The sequence below is a fragment of the Bordetella bronchialis genome, assembly GCF_001676705.1.
GTDB lineage: Bacteria > Pseudomonadota > Gammaproteobacteria > Burkholderiales > Burkholderiaceae_B > Bordetella_C > Bordetella_C bronchialis.
The window spans coordinates 562,676-582,533 of sequence record NZ_CP016170.1; the positions used below are offsets into that span (position 1 = coordinate 562,676).

Sequence of the window (19,858 nt, forward strand, 5' to 3'; positions counted from 1 at the left end):
ACCGCCCACTTCAACCCGAGGCTTTCTTTCCATGAGCATCAAAAGCGACCTGTGGATCCGGCGCGCCGCGGCCAACGGCATGATCGACCCCTTCGAGCCCGGCCAGGTGCGCGAATCCAACGGCGGCCGTATCGTCAGCTACGGCACGAGCAGCTACGGCTACGACGTGCGCTGCGCCAATGAATTCAAGATCTTCACCAACATCAATTCGACCATCGTCGATCCCAAGAACTTCGACGAAAAATCCTTCGTCGATTTCACGGGCGATGTGTGCATCATTCCGCCGAATTCCTTCGCCCTGGCGCGCACGGTGGAATATTTCCGCATCCCGCGCAACGTGCTGACCATCTGCCTGGGTAAAAGCACCTACGCGCGCTGCGGCATCATCGTCAACGTCACGCCGCTGGAACCGGAGTGGGAAGGCCACGTCACGCTGGAATTCTCCAACACCACCCCTTTGCCCGCGAAGATCTACGCCGGCGAGGGCTGCGCCCAGATGCTCTTCCTGGAAAGCGACGAGGTCTGCGAAACCTCTTATCGCGACCGCGGCGGCAAGTACCAGGGCCAGCAGGGTGTGACGCTGCCCAAGACCTGAGCGGCGCCCGTTCGGCTCCCGGTTGGCGGCCGGGCGGCGTCCAGCGCGCGTTCGCGGTACCGGCTCCGGCACCGGCCCCGCGGCGCGCGCGCCTTATCGGCCGGTTTTCGCTTTGTACTGGTCCAGGATGGCCTTGCCGTCCGCGCCCGTCCGGGTCTCCCAGTCGCTGAGCGCATTGGCCGCGGCGTCATGCAGCGCCTGCTGCACGGCCGGGGGTACCGCGCTCTCTATGGTCACGCCGTTCTTGCGCATGTTCGCGCGGTTCTCCTCCAGGCGGCCCTCCATGCGCTTCCACTGCTCGGCCTCTGTCGCGGCGGCGGCCTCGTCGATGGCCTTGCGGCCGGCGGCGTCAAGGGCGTGGTAGGCGGCCAGGTTCATCGTCGCGATGGACAGCGGCATGGCGTAGTTGACCTCGATGAAGCAGGGCAGGTACTGCCACAGCTTGCGGCCCGCGCCACCGTCTCCCGAAGACAGCACGGCGTTCACCTCGCCCGAGGCCAGGCGCGGCATCGCGTCGGCGAACGAAATATTGAATGCCTTGGCCCCGGCTCGCGTCATCGTGGCCTGCGATACCTCGTCATAGGTGCGGATGGACAGGGCCTGGAGGTCGCCCACCGTCTTGATCGGCGTCTTGGACCAGATGCCGGAAGGCGGCCAAGGAGTGGTGTACAGCAGTTTCTGGCCATGCGAGGCCAGGAAACGCTCATAGACGGGCCGCGCGGCATCGCGCAGCGCCCGTGCCTTGTCCAGCGAGTCGGCCAGGAAGGGCAGGGACGAGACGCCGAAGATGGGATATTTGTTGGCCAGGCCGCCGGCGAAGGCATCGGCGGCATCCACCTTGCGGGCCTGCACGGCGTCGACCATATCGGCGGACTTGTAGCCCTTGGCGGCGTCGAAGCTGGCTTCGATCACGATGTTGCCGTGCGATTTTTCCTTGACCTGTTCGGCGAATGTCGTCACCCCCAGGCCGGGCATGGACGTGGCGGGATACTCCGTCGTCATCTGCAGCGTGGTGGCCGCGCGCGCCGGCGGCGCGGAAAGCAGCAGGGCGGCACATAGCGCCTGCGCCAGGAACGAAGCGGAAAGGCGCGCGGGGCGCGGAAGGGGATGCCGTGGTATGCCGGACATAAAGGATCCTGGAGGTCGGGTGAAGTAGCCGGTCCGCGCGGCGCGCGGACCGCTCGCGCTGCGTAGGTTGCCACGGCGGCCGTCGAAACGGCCTTGGGCCTTACCCTAGGATCCGGCCGGCGCGTGGCCCCGTGGCGCCCGTTCGTAATAGATGTCCCAGGTTTCCTCGGCGACCGGTACGAAGCCATGGCGCCGGTAGAAGCGGTTGGAGGGACTGTCGCGCAGCGCCCCGACCCGCACCGCCATGCCGGCCGCATCGGCCTGCTCGAAGATCCGTTGCAGCACGGCGGCGCCCGTGCCCCTGCCCTGGAAACCCGGCGCGATGTACAGATGGTCCAGCTTGAGCGCGCCGCCATCGCGGCGCAGCGTGTAGAACCCGACACGCGCGCCGTCCAGCAGGATGGCGAACGTATCCTGGGGCGCATAGTTTTCCCGCAGGCGGCGGCGGGCCCGTTCCGGATCGAAGCGCCCGACGCGCTCCAGGCTGTCCCGCATCGCGGCGATCCGCAGGTCGGCCAGTTCGTCGAAGTCCGCTTCGCCGACGGGGGCGTAAGAGATGCCGGGCGGCGTGAGCGCCCGCGCCATCAGGTATTCGTCGTGATAGGTCCCATCGACGCACAAGGCTTCCACCTCGCGGCCGTAGATTTCGAAACCCAGGCGCCGGTACAGCGCCATCGCCGCCTTGTTGTCGGCCGTGACGGACAGGTTGATCCTGCGTACGCCCGGCATCTCGCGCGCCAGTTCGATGGCCGCGCCGAGCAGGCGTGGCGACAGGCCCGTGCCGCGATACGGCGGCGCGATATAGACCGACACCAGCGTCGCCTTGTGCTTTGCCTTGCCGCCCATCCCGCGCCGCAGGCAGGCCATTCCCACCAGCGCCGTGCCATCGAAGGCCCCGACGCATCCGCCCTGGCGCCGGTCCGGCGGGGCGATACGGCCGGCCACGGTCGCCTCGGCGTATTGGCGTTCATCGTCCAGATCCGCCGCGAAGGCAGAGGGACATTCCTCCAGGGCCCTCAGGCGCAGAGCGTGGAAGGCGGTCGCGTCCGCAGCCGAGAGGCGGCGGACCAGGATGTCGGAAGGATGTGGAGGCATGGACAGGAGCCGGGCTGGAACGAAACCCCGGTCAGCGAAACCAGGGACGGGATGCTCAACTGTAGCGCACGGGTACGAGGGATGCGAGCGCGGGCGGGCCGCCGCCCGTGCGGCGGCGCAACGCCCCTGTCGCTCGTCCGCAGTACACTCGCGTCGGCTTTTGGCCTTACCCCGCAGGAGTCCCCCGCATGAAATTCCGGTTTCCCATTGTCATCATCGACGAAGACTACCGTTCCGAGAACGCCTCGGGACTGGGTATACGCGCGCTTGCGGCGGCGATCGAGGCCGAAGGCGTCGAGGTGCTGGGCGTCACCAGCTATGGCGACCTGAGCTCCTTCGCCCAGCAGCAAAGCCGGGCCAGCGCCTTTATCCTGTCGATCGACGACGAGGAATTCGACGTCGATTCGCCGGAAGACGTGGCCAGCGCCATCAAGAACCTGCGGACTTTCATCGGCGAGCTGCGCTTTCGCAATGCCGATATCCCCATCTACCTGTACGGCGAAACGCGCACCTCGCAGCACATTCCCAACGACATCCTGCGCGAGCTGCACGGCTTCATCCACATGTTCGAGGACACGCCGGAATTCGTGGCGCGCCACATCATCCGCGAGGCCCGGGCCTATGTGGACAGCCTGCCGCCGCCGTTCTTCCGCGAACTGGTCAAGTACGCACAGGACGGCTCCTATTCCTGGCACTGCCCGGGGCATTCGGGTGGCGTGGCTTTCCTGAAGAGCCCCGTGGGGCAGATGTTCCATCAGTTCTTCGGCGAGAACATGTTGCGCGCGGACGTCTGCAATGCGGTGGACGAACTGGGCCAGCTGCTGGACCACACGGGCCCGGTCGCGGAATCCGAACTGAACGCGGCGCGCATCTTCCACGCCGACCACTGCTATTTCGTGACCAACGGTACGTCCACGTCCAACAAGGTCGTGTGGCATGCCAACGTCGCGGCCGGCGACGTCGTCGTGGTGGACCGCAATTGCCACAAGTCCATCCTGCACGCCATCACCATGACGGGCGCGATCCCGGTGTTCCTGCGCCCCACGCGCAATCACCTGGGCATCATCGGGCCGATTCCCATCGAGGAATTCGAGCCCGAGAACATCATGAGGAAGATCGAGGCCAATCCCTTCGCCCGCGAGGCCAAGGACAAGAAGCCGCGCATCCTGACGCTGACGCAAAGCACCTATGACGGCGTGATCTACAACGTCGAAATGATCAAGGAAAAACTGGGCGACTACGTCGATACCCTGCATTTCGACGAAGCCTGGCTGCCGCACGCGGCCTTCCACGAGTTCTACCAGGACATGCATGCCATCGGGCAGGGACGTCCGCGCAGCGAATCGGCGATGGTCTTCGCCACGCACTCCACGCACAAGCTGCTGGCCGGCATCTCGCAGGCATCGCAGATCATCGTGCAGGAGTCCAAGACCCGCAAGCTGGACCGCAATGTCTTCAACGAAGCGTACCTGATGCACACTTCGACCTCGCCGCAGTACGCGATCATCGCGTCCTGCGACGTGGCGGCGGCCATGATGGAGCCCCCGGGCGGTACGGCGCTCGTCGAGGAAAGCATCCGCGAAGCCATGGACTTCCGCCGCGCCATGCGCAAGGTGGAATCGGAGTTCGGCCGCAACGACTGGTGGTTCAAGGTCTGGGGCCCGAACCGCCTGGTGGCCGACGGCATCGGCAACCGCGACGAATGGCTGCTGGAGTCCGGCGACCACTGGCACGGCTTCGGCGACATCGCCGACGGCTTCAACATGCTGGATCCCATCAAGGCCACTATCATCACCCCGGGCCTGGATATCTCCGGCAGCTTCGGCGAAACCGGCATTCCGGCCGCGCTGGTGTCCAAGTACCTGACCGAGCACGGCGTGGTGGTGGAGAAGACGGGCCTGTATTCCTTCTTCATCCTGTTCACCATCGGCATCACCAAGGGCCGCTGGAACACCCTGCTGACCGCCTTGCAGCAGTTCAAGGATGACTACGACCGCAACCAGCCGATGTGGCGCATCCTGCCGGAATTCTGCCGCGACCACCGGCAGTACGAGCGCATCGGCCTGCGCGACCTGTGCCAGCAGATCCACGAAGCCTATCGCGAGAGCGACGTCGCGCGCCTGACCACCGAGATGTACCTGAGCGACATGGTGCCGGCGCTGAAGCCTTCCGACGCCTTCGCGCGCATGGCGCACCGCCAGGTGGAACGCGTGGCCATCGAGGACCTGGAAGGCCGCGTCACCGGCGTGCTGCTGACGCCGTATCCGCCCGGCATCCCGCTGCTGATCCCGGGCGAGCGTTTCAACCGGACCATCGTGCAGTACCTGCAGTTCGCCCGCGCCTTCAACGAACGCTTCCCGGGCTTCGAAACCGACATCCATGGCCTGGCCGAGGACGTCGACGGTAACGGCCAGGTGCGCTACTACGTCGACTGCCTGAAAGAAGACCAGGACCGCTAGGCCACCGCGCGGATGTTCGACGTCGCCATCATCGGCGCCGGCGCCGCGGGCATGATGTGCGCCGCGGTAGCCGGCCAGCGCGGCCTGCGTGTGGTGCTGATCGACCACGCGGAGCGGCTGGCCGAGAAAATCCGCATTTCCGGCGGCGGCCGCTGCAATTTCACCAACACGGGCACCGGCCCCGCCAATTTCCTTTCGGAAAATCCGCACTTCTGCCGCTCCGCGCTGGCCGGCTATACGCCGCGCGACTTCCTGGAGCTGCTGCGTCGCCACCGCGTGTCCTGGCACGAGAAGCACCGCGGCCAGCTCTTTTGCGACGACTCCAGCGAATCGATCATCTCGATGCTGCGCGCCGAGTGCGAAGCGGGGCGCGTGCAGTGGCGCATGCCCTGCGCGGTAAGCGAAATCGCCCGCTCGGCCGACCAGGGCTTCGAGCTGCGCACCGACCGCCACGGCGTGCTGCGCGCGGCCAAGCTGGTGCTGGCCACCGGCGGCATGGCGATCCCCCAGCTGGGTGCCACCGACTATGCGCTCAAGGTGGCGCGGCAGTTCGGCTTGAAGGTCATAGAGCCGCGGCCGGCGCTGGTCCCGCTGACTTTCGACGCCGCGCAATGGGCGCCCTTCGCCGCCTTGTCCGGCGTGGCGCTGGAGGCCGGGGTGCGCAGCGGCCGCGGCGAGTTCCTGGAAGATGTGTTGTTCACCCATCGTGGCCTGTCGGGCCCGGGCATCCTGCAGATCTCCAGCTACTGGAATCCCGGCGAGCCGGTGTCCCTGGACCTGGCCAGCGGCCGCGACCTGGCGCACGAACTCATCCAGGCCAAGTCCGGCGGCCGCCAGCAACTGGGCACCGCCCTGGCGGCGCTATGGCCGCGCCGTCTGGCCGAGCAATGGCTGCACGGTCTCGTCGACCCGCGCGGCCAGCCGCTGGCCGGCGCACGGCTGGCGGACATCCCCGACAAAACGCTGCGCGCGCTGGCGCAAGGCATACACGCCTGGACGCTCGTGCCCACCGGCACGGCCGGCTACAAGAAGGCCGAAGTGATGCGCGGCGGCGTCGACACGCGCGGCCTGGACCAGAAGAGCATGCAGGCGCGGGCCGTTCCTGGCCTGCATTTCATCGGCGAGGCCGTCGATGTAACGGGCTGGCTGGGTGGATACAACTTCCAGTGGGCCTGGGCCTCCGGCGTGGCCTGCGGCCGGGCGCTGTGACCACTTGCCCGCGTCCCGGGCGTGGGCGAAACTGACCGTCCGCTGTCCGTCGTGGCGCGCTATTTGCTGTAGGCGCCACCACACGAAAAGGGACGCAACATGAATACGCATATCCGTTCGCTGGCCGAGGCGGGGACCGGCAAGGCGCTGGTGCTGGTGGCAATGGGCATCGCGGGGCTGGGCGCCTGGTGGCTCTGGGTAGGGCTGCACGACGACTATCCGCGGGTTGCCGACGCCTGGCTGGGCGGCCTGATCGCGGCGGGCGCGACGGCGGCGGGCACCTTGCCCGTGCTGTTCTCCCAACGGCTGTCGGAGCGGGTACAGGACACGATGTTCGGCTTCGGCGCGGGCGTGATGCTGGCCGCCAGCGCGTTTTCCCTGGTCGCGCCCGGTATCGAGGCCGCGCGCAACCTTGGCGCGGGGCCCTGGAGCGCCGGCCTGACCGTGGGCGCCGGCATCCTGTTGGGCGCCGCCGCCTTGTTGTGGCTGGAACACACCGTCCCGCACGAGCATTTCATCAAGGGCAGGGAAGGGCACGACGGCCGCATGCTCAAGCGCACCTGGCTGTTCGTCTTCGCCGTCATGCTGCACAACCTGCCGGAAGGATTGGCCATCGGGGTGGCCTTCGGCGGGACGGATACCATGCGCGCCGGCGCCCTGGCCACGGGCATCGCCATCCAGGACGTGCCGGAGGGCCTGGTCATTGCCGTGGCCCTGCTGGCGGCCGGCTATGGGCGCGGCTTTTCCGTCCTGCTCGGCATGGTTTCCGGCCTGATCGAGCCGATAGGGGCGTTGGCGGGCGCGGCGGTCATGGCGTGGTCGGCCGTGCTGCTGCCCTGGGGGCTGGGCTTCGCCGCCGGCGCCATGCTCTTCGTGATCAGCCACGAAATCATTCCCGAGTCGCACCGCAAGGGGCACGAGGTCTATGCGACCGGCGGCCTGATGATCGGCTTCGTGCTCATGATGCTGCTGGACACCGCCCTGGCCTGAGTTGTATCCTTCGCGACGCTGTCACGCATCGTGCGGGAGAGAGCGGCCGCCCCAGGGCGCGCCGCCGCCGAAGGCGCAATTCGCCCGGAATCGCTCAGGCAACCCATACCGCAGCATGCCTTGCCCAGCCGCGCCGCACGGCGCCCTGGGCGAACACAGCGCTCTGGAGAGATCCGGCCGTCGGCGCAGCGCGCGATGCGCCCGGACGCCGAAGGTGCAAACCCGCCACGCGGGGCAACTCTCAGGCAAAAGGACAGAGGGGCGGAAACACAGCCGGTCCGGGGCGCTTTCCGCATCCAGGCCGGTATTTATTCCGTTACCCAGCCGCCGTCCGGAGCTTTCCATGTCCCACCCCCTGAAGAACACCCCCCTGGCGCAAGCCCATATCGACGCGGGCGCCCGCATGGTCGACTTCGGCGGATGGAATATGCCGCTGGCTTACGGGTCGCAGCTGGAAGAGCACCATGCGGTGCGCCAGGACGCCGGCATGTTCGACGTGTCGCACATGCTGAACGTCGACGTCACCGGCGCGGACGCCATGGTTTTCCTGCGCCGCCTGATCGCCAATGACGTGGCCAAGCTGACGTCCCTGCCCGGCAAGGCCCTGTACAGCTGCATGCTCAACCCGGAAGGCGGGGTGATCGACGACCTGATCGTCTATTTCTTCGCCGCGGACCGCTGGCGCGTCGTGGTCAACGCGGCCACCGCGGACAAGGACGTGGCCTGGATGCAGCGCATCGCCAGCGCGTCGCGCCTGTCTGTTTCCATCGCGCCGCGCCGCGACCTGTCCATGATCGCGGTGCAGGGTCCGAACGCGCGTGCCAGGCTCTGGGCCGCCCGGCCGGCCTGGCGGGCCGAGACGGAGCCCCTGGCGGCCTTCACGGCCGCGCGCTTCGAACCCGACACCCTGGTCGCCCGCACCGGCTATACCGGCGAGGACGGTTTCGAGATCGTGCTGCCGGCCACCCAGGTGCTCGCCCTGTGGAACGACCTGGTCGCGCAGGGCGTGCGCCCCTGCGGCCTGGGCGCGCGCGACACGCTGCGCCTGGAGGCCGGCATGAACCTGTACGGCCAGGACATGGATGAAGTCACCCAGCCCGCCCAGGCCGGTCTCAGCTGGACCGTTTCGCTGAAGGATCCCGCGCGCGCCTTTATCGGCCGCGCCGCCATCGAACAATACGCGACGCCCGCCGCCTTCCTGGGCCTGAAACTGAACGAACGCGGTGTCATGCGCGCCCATATGGCGGTGCGCACGGCCCATGGGGATGGGGAAATCACCAGCGGCACGATGTCGCCCACGCTGGGCGTGTCCATCGCCTTCGCCCGCATGCCGCTGGGCGTGAACCCCGGCGATACCGTGGAAGTCGATATCCGCGGCAAGTGGGTGCCCGCCACCGTGTGCAAATTGCCCTTCGTCCGTCACGGCAAAGCGGTCGAACAACCGTAAACTGGCGAGGCCCGTGCCGGCGCCCGCCGCGCATGGGCGGGGCGCGCATTCCTTCTCTACCCATCCTTCCATACGGTTTTGAATTCTTAGGAGCTGCATCCATGAGCCTGCCTACCGATCGCAAGTACACCGAATCGCATGAATGGGTGAAAGCCGAGGGCGACGTTTTCGTCGTCGGCATCACCGACCAGGCCCAGGAACAACTGGGCGATCTCGTTTTCGTCGGCGACGTCAAGGTCGGCGCCAAGCTGGCCGCGGGCGATACCGCCGGCGTGGTGGAATCGGTCAAGGCCGCATCGGACATCTATGCACCGGTGGCCGGCGAAGTCGTGGCCTTCAACGACGCGCTGGAAGCCGACCCCGCGCAGATCAACGGCTCGGCCTATACCGCCTGGATTTTCAAGATCAAGCCCGACAACCCCTCCGATCTGGACAAGCTGCTGGACGCTGCCGGCTACGAAGCCCTGTAAGGCCACTTTTCAAGAGAAACCATGTCGCGCCCCCTCGACACGCATACCGATTTCATTCCCCGCCATATTGGCCCCTCGGACGCCGACCAGGCAGCCATGCTGCGTGTGCTGGGCGTATCCAGCCTGGACGAGCTGATCGGCCAGGTGGTGCCGCCGCGCATCCGCACCAACGCGCCGCTGGCGCTGCCGCCCGCGCGCAGCGAACCGGACGTGCTTGCCGAATTGCGCGACATCGCCAGTGGCAACCAGGTCTACCGCAGCTACATCGGCCAGGGTTACTACGGCACGCATACGCCCAACGTCATCCTGCGCAACATCCTGGAGAACCCGGCCTGGTACACGGCCTACACGCCATACCAGCCCGAGATCTCGCAGGGGCGGCTGGAGGCGCTGCTCAACTACCAGACCATGGTGGCGGACCTGACGGGCCTGGACATCGCCAATGCCTCGCTGCTGGATGAAGGCACGGCGGCGGCCGAAGCCATGACGCTGGCGCGCCGTGGCGCCAGTTCGCGCAGCAATGTGTTCTTCGTTTCGCGGCACTGCCATCCGCAGACGATCGAGGTCGTGCGCACGCGTGCCGAAGGCCTGGATATCGAGATCGTCGTCGGCGACGAGTCCGCCGGCCTGCCGGAGTGCTTCGGCGTGCTGCTGCAATATCCGCACAGCCTGGGCGCGGTGGCGGACTATCGCGCGCTGGCCGAAGCGGCCCATGCCCAGGGCGCGGTCGTGGCCTGCGCGACCGACCTGCTGGCGCTGGCCCTGCTGGCCCCGCCGGGAACCTGGGGCGCCGACATCGCCGTGGGTTCGGCGCAGCGCTTCGGCGTTCCCTTCGGCTTCGGTGGCCCGCATGCCGGCTTCATGGCCTGCAAGGACGCCTACAAGCGCAACATGCCCGGCCGCCTGGTCGGCGTGTCCAAGGACGCGCAGGGCGGCAACGCGCTGCGCCTGGCCCTGCAGACGCGCGAGCAGCACATCCGCCGCGAGAAGGCCACGTCCAACATCTGCACGGCGCAGGTGCTGCTGGCCGTGATGGCCGGCATGTACGCCGTCTGGCACGGCCCCGCCGGTATCCGCCGCATCGCGCAGCGGGTGCAGCGCGCCACGGCGATCCTGCGCGCGGCCCTGGGCGAGCTGGGTGCCCAGGTCGCCAACGATAGCTTCTTCGATACGCTGCTGGTCCGTACCGGCGGCGCCACGCCCGCGGTACTGGCCGCCGCCGACGCGGCGCGCATCAATCTGCGCCCGGTGGACGGCGAGCACGTCGCGGTGTCGCTGGACGAGACGGTGACGGACGCCGACCTGGCGCAACTGGCCGGCGTCTTCGCCCGCGGGCTGGGCAAGCCGGCCGCCCGCCTGGATATCGACGCGCTGGACAAGCGCGCGGCCGGCGGCATTCCGGCTTCGGTGGCGCGCCAGGGCGAAATCCTGGCGCACCCCATTTTCTCCAGCGTGCAGTCCGAAACCGACATGCTGCGCTATTTGCGCAAGCTGGCGGACAAGGACCTGGCCCTGGACCGCAGCATGATCCCGCTGGGTTCGTGCACCATGAAGCTGAACGCCACGGCCGAGATGATCCCCATCACGTGGCCGGAGTTCGCGCATATCCATCCCTTCGCGCCGGCCACGCAGACGGAAGGCTACCGCGGCCTGATCGAAAAGCTGTCGGCGGCGCTGTGCGAGATCACGGGCTACGACGCGATCAGCCTGCAGCCCAATTCCGGCGCGCAGGGCGAGTACGCCGGCCTGCTGGCGATCCGCGCCTATCACCAGGCCAACGGCCAGCACCAGCGCAATGTCTGCCTGATCCCGTCGTCCGCGCATGGCACCAATCCGGCGTCGGCGCAACTGGCCGGCATGCAGGTGGTGGTGGTGGCGTCCGATGGCAACGGCAACGTGGATGTCCCCGATCTGCGCGCCAAGGTGGCGCAGGTGGGCGACCGCCTGGCCGCCTTGATGATCACCTATCCGTCGACGCACGGCGTGTTCGAGGAAGCGGTCACGGAGATCTGCGACATCGTGCACGAGGCCGGCGGCCAGGTGTACATGGATGGCGCCAACATGAACGCGATGGTGGGGCTGGCGAAGCCGGGCAAGTTCGGCTCCGACGTGTCGCACCTGAATCTGCACAAGACCTTCTGCATCCCGCATGGCGGCGGCGGCCCCGGCGTGGGCCCGGTCGCCGTGCGCGGCCACCTGGCGCCGTATCTGCCCGGTGTGGTGGACGCAAGCGGCAAGCTGCCCGAAGGGACGAAGGTGGGACCTGTGTCGGCCGCGCCATTCGGCTCGGCGGGGATCCTGCCGATCCCCTACGTGTACATTGCCCTGATGGGCGCCGAAGGGCTGCTGCGCGCCACGGAAGTGGCCATCCTGAACGCCAACTACATCGCGCATCGGCTGCGCGACCATTACCCGGTGCTGTACTGCGGCCGCAATGGTCGGGTGGCGCACGAGTGCATCCTGGACGTGCGGCCGCTGAAGGACAGCAGCGGCGTGTCCGCCGAGGATATCGCCAAGCGCCTGATCGATTACGGCTTCCATGCCCCGACGATGAGTTTCCCGGTGGCGGGCACCCTGATGGTCGAGCCGACGGAATCCGAAAGCCTGGGCGAACTGGACCGCTTCATCGATGCGATGATCGCGATACGCCAGGAGATCGCACTGATCGAACGCGGCGAGCGGGATCGTGACGACAACGTGCTGCGCAATGCGCCGCATACGGCGGCGATGTTGATGGCCGACGAGTGGCACCACGACTACACGCGCCGCGAGGCGGCGTATCCGCTGGAGTCCCTGAAGGACGGCAAGTACTGGCCGCCTGTGGCACGGGTCGACAACGCCTACGGCGATCGCAACCTGGTGTGCTCCTGCTTGCCTATCGAAGCATATGCCTGACGGGCTGCAGGCAGGCCCGGCGCAGTAACTGTCCCGGGCCTGTGATCCGACGGGCATCTTGCCGATGCCGGTGGGCGCGTTGCCAATGTCGTTTTAGTCGGCTGGTGTTGGTTGGGGTGTTCGCTGCTCATGCCGTCTGTCGGTGTGTTGCTCGTGTGGTCCGTCGTTGGCTTGCTCATGCCGTCCGTCGTTGGCTTGCTTATGCCGTCCGTCGGTGGAGATGCCTGTCGTGTCCGGCCCGCTCGGGCGGTCCAGGGCCTTCGCCCTGGACTGCCGCTTCGCCTTCCTCCTTCGGCGGCCGAAGTGGCGGTGTTTTTCTTGCGCCTTTTTTGCCCGGCCGTCCTACGTACGGAAGCCCTCGCGCGCCCTCGGACGGGCCGGCCCCGACAGGCATCTCCCCCGCCGGACTCACGGGGTGCCTTAGAGTCGGTCGCTGGGACGGTATGTGTGCTTGGCACTTCGTGGGGCGTTTGTCGCTTGATAAGAAGAATCTTCGGGTGCCCGCCGGTTCGGAGCCGCCCTGCGCGGCTCCGAACCGGCTACGCGGCGGTGGCTTGCGGCGGGTGCACGCCTGCGATGGTTCTGCGCCCGGAGTGGAAGCGTTGCCTGCGCAGATTGGGGGGAGAAACAAGTCGGTGTGGCGGGCCGCCAGCCGGCCCGCCACACCGTAGGCGGGTGTGTCAGTATTTTTGTGCTTGAGGCATTAAAGGCCGGTCTATAAGAGCCCCAGCCCAGTGATGATATTTCAGCGATATGGATTGGTGAAGCGCTCTGCGTAGATGATCGCAAACTGGTTCATGGCTGCCTTCCACTCGTGAGTGGAACTGCCCCAGGTGCCGGTGATATTACGTAGCACCAGCCACAGCAGCTTGGTGGCCGCCTCGTCGGAGGGGAAGTGCCCGCGCGTTTTGACCGCCCGGCGCAGCTGGGCGTTGATGCTCTCGATGGCGTTGGTGGTATAGATGATCTTGCGGATCGCCGGCGGGAAGGTAAAAAACGGGATCACGCGGTCCCAGGCGCTGCGCCAAGCCTGCGCGATCGGCGCGTAGCGCTGTCCCCACAGGCCCTGTTCGAAGCGTGCCAGCTCGGCTTGCGCGGCCTCCACCGTTGGCGCACTGTAGATGGGCCTGAGCGCAGCAGCCACGGCACGGCGCTCCTTCCAGCTGGCATAGTCCAGGCTTGAGCGCATCAAATGCACGATGCAGGTCTGCAACGTCGTGGCAGGGAATACGGCGTTTAAGGCCTGCTCCATGCCCTTCAGGCCGTCGGTGACTGCAATCAGGATGTCCTGCGTGCCACGAGTCTTGAGCTCGTTGAAGACCTTCATCCAGAATTTGGCGCCTTCGGTCTGCTCGATCCATAAGCCCAACACGTCGCGTGTGCCGTCGGCCAGGATGGCCAGGGCCAGATACACGGCCTTGTTTCTGACCACGCCGTCCTCGCGGATCTTCACCCGCAGCGCATCGAAGAACACCACCGGGTACATCGTCTCCAGCGGGCGGGTTTGCCAGGCTGTAACCTCCTCGACCACCGCATCGGTCACCGAGCTGATGAACTCTGGCGATACCTCAGTGCCGTACTGCTCCAGAAGAAACGCCTGTATCTCGCGCACTGTCATGCCGCGCGCGTACATCGCGATGATCTTGTCATCGAACCCCGTGAAGCGCCGCTCATGCTTGGGAATCAGGATCGGGGCGAAGCTGCCGTCGCGATCGCGCGGCACATCTACCGAGATGGCCCCGTCGTCGGTCAGCACGGTCTTCGAGCTCGTGCCATTGCGTCGGTTCGTTGCCGTTTCAGACCGTTGGCCCGGTGCGTAACCCAGGTGATGACCCAGCTCCGCGCCCAGTGCCCGCTCGATCAACGCCTTCTTGAACGCCATCGACAGGTCCTGCACCGCCTCGGCCGTCATCGGCCCTTTGACCAATTGCTCGACCAACTCGGCAGGAATCGCCGGCAGCTCTTTAGGGGGATTCTTCTTTCGGGTTGCCATACATGCTCCGTTTTCGACATGTTAGGCCTCAAGCACAAAATTCCTGACACTCCCCCGTAGGCACCGTGGCATGCCGCGGATGCTGGCGTAGGTGCCACGCGCCGCTAGCGCGATTGCACGCACCGTTTCCTATCGAATCGCGGCCGGGCCATCCCCAATGCCCGTGGCAAGGCACGGTGCTACGGTGTGGCGGGCCGGCGGGCGGCCCGCCACACCGCTTTGTCTCCCCCACCCTGCGCGGGCCGAGATTCCACTTTGATTCCCCGGCCTACGCATTACCAGCAACCGTGGCATTTGCTGCAACCGTTGCATTACCAACAACCGTGGCATCACCAGCAACCGCCGCATCGCCAGCAACCGCCGCATCACCAGCAACCGTCCATTACGACAACCGTCGCATTACCTGCGACCGTGGCGTTACCGGCAACCACCGCATGCCCTGACCGCGTAGGCGTTTTAGGGCCGCGCAGGGCGGCCCTAAAACGACGGGCAACAGAAGCTCTTTCTTACCCCGAACACGCGACCCACGAAGGGCCAAGAACAAAGACCGCCCCAGCGACCGGCTCTAAGGCACCCCGTGAGTCCGGCGGGGGAGATGCCTGTCGGGGCCGGCCCGTCCGAGGGCGCGCGAGGGCTTCCGTACGTAGGACGGCCGGGCAAAAAAGCCACAAGAACACCACCGCCCCTTCGGCCGCCGAAGGAGGAAGACGAAGCGGAAGTCCAGGGCGAAGGCCCTGGACCGCCCGAGCGGGCCGGACACGACAGGCATCTCCCCCGACGGACGGCATAAGCAAGCCAACGCCCGACAGCAGCCAAAAAAACCGCACCAGCCACCTGAACCGTCCATCAGCAAGCCCCCCCGCCCGCCGACAGACCGCCCCCCGCGCCTCGGACCTACTTCGCCACCGGCATCGTGAATTCGGCGCCTTTGGCGATGCTGTCCGGCCAACGCTGCATCACGCTCTTGTAGCGCGTATAGAACCGCACCCCTTCCTCGCCATAGGCATGATGATCGCCGAACAGCGAGCGCTTCCATCCTCCGAACGAATGCCAGGCCATGGGGACCGGAATGGGCACGTTGATGCCCACCATCCCGACCTGGATCTGGCGCGCGAAGGCGCGTGCCACGCCGCCGTCCGAGGTGAAGCAGGATACGCCGTTGGCGAACTCGTGTTCGTTGATCAGTTTGACCGCGGAGGCGAAGTCGGGAACGCGCACCACGCACAGCACCGGCCCGAAGATTTCTTCGCGATAGATATTCATCGTCGGCTTGACGTGATCGAACAGCGTCCCGCCCAGGAAGAAGCCTTTCTCGTTGCCAGGCACCGACAGCTCGCGTCCGTCGACCACGATCTTGGCGCCCGCGGCCACGCCGTCTTCGATATAGCCGAGTACCTTCTTCCGATGCTGGGAAGTCACCAGCGGCCCCATCTCGGCCTGCGGATTCATGCCGTCCAGCACCTTTAGCGCACGTACGCGCGGTGCCAGCCGTTCGACCAGCGTGTCGGCCACGCTGCCCACCGCCACCGCCACGGAAATCGCCATGCAGCGTTCGCCGGCGGACCCGTAGGCCGCGCCCATCAGCGCGTCCGTTACCTGGTCCATGTCCGCGTCGGGCATCACCACCAGATGGTTCTTGGCGCCGCCCAATGCCTGCACGCGCTTGCCGCGCGCCGTGCCTTGCGCGTAGATGTATTGCGCGATGGGGGTCGAACCCACGAAGGATAGCGCCTGCACGTCGGGATGCGCGATCAGCGCGTCCACGGCTTGCTTGTCGCCGTGCACCACGTTAAAGACCCCTGGCGGCAAGCCCGCTTCCGTCAGCAGCTCCGCCAGGCGCACCGAGGCGGACGGATCGCGTTCGGACGGCTTCAGCACGAAAGTATTGCCGCAGGCGATGGCCACCGGGAACATCCAGGCCGGGACCATCATCGGGAAATTGAACGGCGTGATGCCGGCCACCACGCCCAGCGGCTGCCGCATGCTCCAGTTGTCGATGCCGCCGCCGATCTGCTCCGTGTATTGGCCTTTCAGCAAATGCGGAATGCCGCAGGCGAACTCGACCACCTCGATGCCGCGCGTGACCTCGCCCTTGGCGTCCGAGAATACTTTGCCGTGCTCGCGCGTGATCAGCTCGGCGAGCTCGTCCTGGTGCTTGTCCAGCAGCGCCTTGAAGTTGAACAGGATGCGCGCGCGCTTCAGCGGCGCCGTTTCGGACCAGGCGGGGAAAGCCTCGCGGGCGGCCGCCACCGCCAGGTCCACGTCCTCGGCGCTGGCAAGCGGCACATGCGCCGCGATCTCGCCGCGGGCGGGATTGAAAACGTCGCCGTTGCGGCCGCTGCGTCCTTCGTAGGACCGGCCGTTGATGTAGTGATGTATGGTCGTCATGGTCAGTCGATTTCCTTCAGCACCGAGCCGATGGTCTGGAAGATTTCATCGATTTGTTTTTCCTCGATGATGAGCGGGGGCGATATCGCCAGGATGTCGCCCGTGTAGCGTACCAGCAGGCCGGTATCGAAGCAGCGTTGGAAAACCTCGCCGGCGCGCGCGCCGGGGGCGCCGGAACGGGGCGCCAGCTCGATCCCCGCCACCAGGCCTATGTTGCGCACGTCGATCACGTGCTTGGCCCCCTTCAGGCCGTGCGCGGCCCGCTCGAATGCCGGGGACAGCTCGCGGGCGCGCGCGAAAAGGTTCTCGCGGCGGTAGATGTCCAGGGTGGCCAGTACCGCGGCGCAGGCCAGCGGGTGGGCGGAGTACGTATAGCCGTGGAAGAACTCGATGCCCGCCGGGCCGCTTTCCACGATCGCGTCGTGCACCGCGCGCCGGACCGCCACCGCGCCGCAGGGCACCACGGCATTGCTGATGCCCTTGGCCATGGTGATGAGGTCGGGCGTGACGCCGAAAAACTCGCTGGCCGTGGCCGAGCCCAGGCGGCCGTAGCCGGTGATCACCTCGTCGAAAATCAACAGAATGCCGTGCTTGCTGGTGATCTCGCGCAGCCGCTCCAGATATCCCTTGGGCGGCACCAGCACGCCGGTGGAGCCGGCCATCGGCTCCACGATCACGGCCGCCACCGTCGACGGGTCGTGCAGCGCCAGGATGCGTTCCAGTTCGTCGGCCAGGTGCGCGCCCCAGGCCGGCTGGCCCTTGGAAAAGGCGTTGTGTTCCAGGTTGTGCGTATGGGGCAGGTGGTCCACGGCGGGCAGCAGGGCGCCCGAGAAGGTCTTGCGGTTGGGCGAGATACCGCCCACCGAGATCCCGCCGAAGCCTACGCCGTGGTAGCCGCGCTCGCGGCCGATCAGGCGGGTGCGCTGCCCCTCGCCGCGTGCCCGGTGGTAGGCCAGGGCGATCTTCAGCGCGGTATCGACGGACTCCGAGCCCGAGTTCGTGAAGAAAATGCGGTCCAGCCCCTCCGGCATCAGGCCCGCCACGGCGCTGGCCGCCTGGAACGCCAGCGGGTGGCCCAGCTGGAAGCCGGGCGCGTAGTCCATGACGCCTGCCTGCCGGGCGATCGCCTGGGTGATCTCGTCGCGGCAATGGCCGGCATTCACGCACCACAGGCCCGAGGTGCCGTCCAGGATCTGGCGGCCGTCCACGGAGGTGTAGTACATGCCCTTGGCGGCCGCCAGCATGCGCGGATTGGCCTTGAACTGGCGGTTCGCGGTGAAGGGCATCCAGAGATGGGACAGATCGGTAGGGGTATGCGGCGCGTTCATGGAGGCTCCGGAGGAAAAAAGGGCCGACGCCGGTCACTGTGCTGGTCCATGCGATGCGCGGGCGGCTGCCCGCGTAACCCGGCGGCGGGGATACAGCAGGCATTCTCGGCGGCGGTGGCGTCCCTGCAAATACACAATCCGTGCAAAAATAGCCAACCGTACAGGTGAATTCTGGACAACTGTACAGGCACCCGATGAGCGAATTTCCCGCCCTGGATTTCCGTCCGCTGCGCGATCGCAGCGCCGCGCCCACCCTGGTGCAACAGGTGGCCGACGCCGTCGTGCGGGCCATCGAGTCGCGCGTGCTCGCTCCCGGCATGGCCTTGCCGTCGGTGCGCGAATTCGCGCGCGCCTACGAAATCAGCACGTTTACCGTGGCCAGCGCCTACGCCAGGCTCGTCTCCCAGGGGTGGCTGCTGGCGCGGCCGGGGTCGGGCTACCGCGTGGCGCCGCGGGTGGCGGCAGGCGTGTCCGCGCCGACCCCGCGCCCCTGGGAGCCACCCACGCCCGGCGCCGAATGGCTGCTGTCCGACGTGTTCGCCGACCACTCGATTCCGGTCAAATCCGGCTGCGGCTGGCTGCCCGGCGAATGGCTGAACGAAGGCGGCCTGCATCTGGGCCTGCGGCATGTCGCGCGCGTGCCGGGCGGGCGCATCGCCGGCTACGGGCACCCCTATGGCTACGTGCCCTTGCGCGAGACGGTGGCCGCGCAGGCCGCCTCCCTGGGCATGCCGGTGGATATCGGCCAGGTGCTGCTGACGCAGGGTGTCACGCATGGGCTGGACATCGCGATACGCACCCTGTTGCGGCCCGGGGACACCGTCATCGTGGAGCAGCCCTGCTACGCCAATCTGCTGGCGCTGGTGCGGCTCGCCGGCCTGCACGCCGTCGCGGTGCGCCGCACGCCGGAAGGAATGGACATCGCCGAGCTGGAACAGGCAGTGCAGGCCCATCGTCCGCGCGCCATGATCATCAATACTGTCCTGCAGAACCCCACCGGCACCAGCCTTGCCATGGCCAATGCCTACCAGGTACTGCGCATCGCCGAACAGCAGGATTGCTGGATCATCGAGGACGATATCTCGCGCGAACTGGCGCCCGGCGTCGCGCCCGTGCTGGGCGCGCTGGACGGCTTGCGTCGCGTGGTCTACCTGAGCGGCTATTCCAAGGTCATCAGTCCTTCGGTGCGCGTGGGCTATGCCATCGCCCATCCCGATGTGGTGCGCGATATGGCGCGCACCAAGATGGCGGTGGGGCTGACCTCGCCCGAGATCATGGAGCGCGTCGTGCACGAAGCCTTGCACGAGGGGCGCTACCGTGCGCACGTCGCCGGCCTGCGCGAGCGCCTGGCGCTGGCGCATGCCAAAGTGGCGCGCCGGCTGGCGGAGACCGGCATGCCGCTGCACGCGGAGCCCCGCGCGGGCTTGTTCCTGTGGGCGCGCCTGCCGGAAGCTGGCGGGCTCGCGGGCGCCAACGCGATGGCCGAGCGCGCCTTGCGCGACGGCATCTGGCTGGCGCCGGGCTCGTACTTCGACGCGGCGCAGCGCGATCTGCCGTGGATCCGGCTGAACGTGGCGTATTCGGATGACGAGCGGCTATGGCGATTCCTGCGGCAGGAGATCCATGGTGCGGGCGCCGCGTCCGATCGCGTATCGCGGCTGACAGGATGATGCCGCGGGCGGCATGCGCGAAGCGCCGGCGAGCACCGCGCCAGGGGAATCCCGCATGCCGTTCAACGCTGGCCTGGCATGGAGCAGGTCGAGCGGTACGGGTCCGCGGGGCGAAACGCGCCGGCCGCAGGCGGCGCCTTTCGTTTTCCTTTCATTCTTGATCGTCCCCAGGAAGCGAATCTTGCGAATTG

General features: G+C 67.1%; 13 protein-coding genes and 2 riboswitches. Of the genes, 8 read left to right on the forward strand and 5 right to left on the reverse strand.

Annotated features, from left to right (window positions below; translation table 11 throughout):
* Positions 1-31 precede the first annotated feature (31 nt).
* A complete protein-coding gene (dcd, locus tag BAU06_RS02475) occupies positions 32-595 on the forward strand; it encodes a dCTP deaminase (RefSeq protein ID WP_066343959.1) in 564 nt (187 codons plus the stop codon).
* Positions 596-688: 93 nt separating this feature from the next.
* Here dcd and BAU06_RS02480 read toward each other — a convergent pair whose 3' ends face one another.
* Both BAU06_RS02480 and BAU06_RS26815 read right to left on the reverse strand, forming a co-directional pair.
* Positions 689-1,723, reverse strand: a complete 1,035-nt coding sequence (locus BAU06_RS02480) for a TRAP transporter substrate-binding protein (RefSeq protein ID WP_082993487.1) — start codon at positions 1,721-1,723, stop codon at positions 689-691.
* Positions 1,724-1,828: 105 nt separating this feature from the next.
* On the reverse strand, positions 1,829-2,818 hold the full coding sequence (locus BAU06_RS26815; protein WP_082993488.1) for a GNAT family N-acetyltransferase: 990 nt from the start codon (positions 2,816-2,818) through the stop codon (positions 1,829-1,831).
* 188 nt (positions 2,819-3,006) lie between these two features.
* Here BAU06_RS26815 and BAU06_RS02490 point away from each other — a divergent pair, with 188 nt between their 5' ends.
* The 6 genes from BAU06_RS02490 (at position 3,007) to gcvP (ending at position 12,288) form a co-directional block, all read left to right on the forward strand.
* A complete protein-coding gene (locus BAU06_RS02490) occupies positions 3,007-5,277 on the forward strand; it encodes an arginine/lysine/ornithine decarboxylase (RefSeq protein WP_066343962.1) in 2,271 nt (756 codons plus the stop codon).
* Positions 5,278-5,289: 12 nt separating this feature from the next.
* Entirely contained in the window at positions 5,290-6,486 is a 1,197-nt protein-coding gene (locus BAU06_RS02495; RefSeq protein WP_066343966.1) for a BaiN/RdsA family NAD(P)/FAD-dependent oxidoreductase, read from the forward strand.
* Positions 6,487-6,585: 99 nt separating this feature from the next.
* Positions 6,586-7,476 (forward strand): ZIP family metal transporter, encoded by an 891-nt coding sequence (locus BAU06_RS02500; protein ID WP_066343968.1) that lies wholly within the window; start codon positions 6,586-6,588, stop codon positions 7,474-7,476.
* Positions 7,477-7,499: 23 nt separating this feature from the next.
* A riboswitch (glycine riboswitch) is annotated at positions 7,500-7,597 on the forward strand.
* 32 nt (positions 7,598-7,629) lie between these two features.
* A riboswitch (glycine riboswitch) is annotated at positions 7,630-7,743 on the forward strand.
* Between the two features lie 76 nt (positions 7,744-7,819).
* Complete coding sequence (gcvT, locus tag BAU06_RS02505; RefSeq protein WP_066343970.1) at positions 7,820-8,923, forward strand: glycine cleavage system aminomethyltransferase GcvT; 1,104 nt, start codon at positions 7,820-7,822, stop codon at positions 8,921-8,923.
* A gap of 101 nt (positions 8,924-9,024) precedes the next feature.
* Entirely contained in the window at positions 9,025-9,393 is a 369-nt protein-coding gene (gene gcvH, locus BAU06_RS02510) for a glycine cleavage system protein GcvH (protein ID WP_066343972.1), read from the forward strand.
* A gap of 21 nt (positions 9,394-9,414) precedes the next feature.
* The gene (gene gcvP / locus BAU06_RS02515) at positions 9,415-12,288 is read left to right on the forward strand and encodes an aminomethyl-transferring glycine dehydrogenase (RefSeq protein ID WP_066343974.1); all 2,874 of its coding nucleotides are present in this window, start codon (positions 9,415-9,417) and stop codon (positions 12,286-12,288) included.
* A gap of 745 nt (positions 12,289-13,033) precedes the next feature.
* On the opposite strand, the gene BAU06_RS02520 is transcribed toward gcvP, so the two are convergent.
* The 3 genes from BAU06_RS02520 to aptA all read right to left on the reverse strand — a co-directional run bounded on the left by BAU06_RS02520 (position 13,034) and on the right by aptA (position 17,997).
* Positions 13,034-14,281: an IS256 family transposase gene (locus BAU06_RS02520; RefSeq protein WP_066342657.1), complete on the reverse strand. Its 1,248-nt coding sequence runs from the start codon at positions 14,279-14,281 to the stop codon at positions 13,034-13,036.
* A gap of 894 nt (positions 14,282-15,175) precedes the next feature.
* Complete coding sequence (locus BAU06_RS02525; protein WP_066343976.1) at positions 15,176-16,669, reverse strand: CoA-acylating methylmalonate-semialdehyde dehydrogenase; 1,494 nt, start codon at positions 16,667-16,669, stop codon at positions 15,176-15,178.
* A gap of 2 nt (positions 16,670-16,671) precedes the next feature.
* The gene (gene aptA / locus BAU06_RS02530) at positions 16,672-17,997 is read right to left on the reverse strand and encodes an omega-aminotransferase AptA (RefSeq protein WP_066343977.1); all 1,326 of its coding nucleotides are present in this window, start codon (positions 17,995-17,997) and stop codon (positions 16,672-16,674) included.
* 194 nt (positions 17,998-18,191) lie between these two features.
* On the opposite strand from aptA, the gene BAU06_RS02535 reads away from it, so the two are divergent.
* Entirely contained in the window at positions 18,192-19,667 is a 1,476-nt protein-coding gene (locus BAU06_RS02535; protein WP_066343978.1) for an aminotransferase-like domain-containing protein, read from the forward strand.
* The last annotated feature ends 191 nt before the right edge of the window (positions 19,668-19,858 follow it).

Excerpts from the sequence above, each read along its gene's own strand:
- dcd (WP_066343959.1), top strand. The coding sequence starts at position 32 with ATGAGCATCAAAAGCGACCTGTGGATCCGGCGCGCCGCGGCCAACGGC.
- BAU06_RS02480 (WP_082993487.1), bottom strand. The coding sequence starts at position 1,723 with ATGTCCGGCATACCACGGCATCCCCTTCCGCGCCCCGCGCGCCTTTCC.
- BAU06_RS26815 (WP_082993488.1), bottom strand. The coding sequence starts at position 2,818 with ATGCCTCCACATCCTTCCGACATCCTGGTCCGCCGCCTCTCGGCTGCG.
- BAU06_RS02490 (WP_066343962.1), top strand. The coding sequence starts at position 3,007 with ATGAAATTCCGGTTTCCCATTGTCATCATCGACGAAGACTACCGTTCC.
- BAU06_RS02495 (WP_066343966.1), top strand. The coding sequence starts at position 5,290 with ATGTTCGACGTCGCCATCATCGGCGCCGGCGCCGCGGGCATGATGTGC.
- BAU06_RS02500 (WP_066343968.1), top strand. The coding sequence starts at position 6,586 with ATGAATACGCATATCCGTTCGCTGGCCGAGGCGGGGACCGGCAAGGCG.
- gcvT (WP_066343970.1), top strand. The coding sequence starts at position 7,820 with ATGTCCCACCCCCTGAAGAACACCCCCCTGGCGCAAGCCCATATCGAC.
- gcvH (WP_066343972.1), top strand. The coding sequence starts at position 9,025 with ATGAGCCTGCCTACCGATCGCAAGTACACCGAATCGCATGAATGGGTG.
- gcvP (WP_066343974.1), top strand. The coding sequence starts at position 9,415 with ATGTCGCGCCCCCTCGACACGCATACCGATTTCATTCCCCGCCATATT.
- BAU06_RS02520 (WP_066342657.1), bottom strand. The coding sequence starts at position 14,281 with ATGGCAACCCGAAAGAAGAATCCCCCTAAAGAGCTGCCGGCGATTCCT.
- BAU06_RS02525 (WP_066343976.1), bottom strand. The coding sequence starts at position 16,669 with ATGACGACCATACATCACTACATCAACGGCCGGTCCTACGAAGGACGC.
- aptA (WP_066343977.1), bottom strand. The coding sequence starts at position 17,997 with ATGAACGCGCCGCATACCCCTACCGATCTGTCCCATCTCTGGATGCCC.
- BAU06_RS02535 (WP_066343978.1), top strand. The coding sequence starts at position 18,192 with ATGAGCGAATTTCCCGCCCTGGATTTCCGTCCGCTGCGCGATCGCAGC.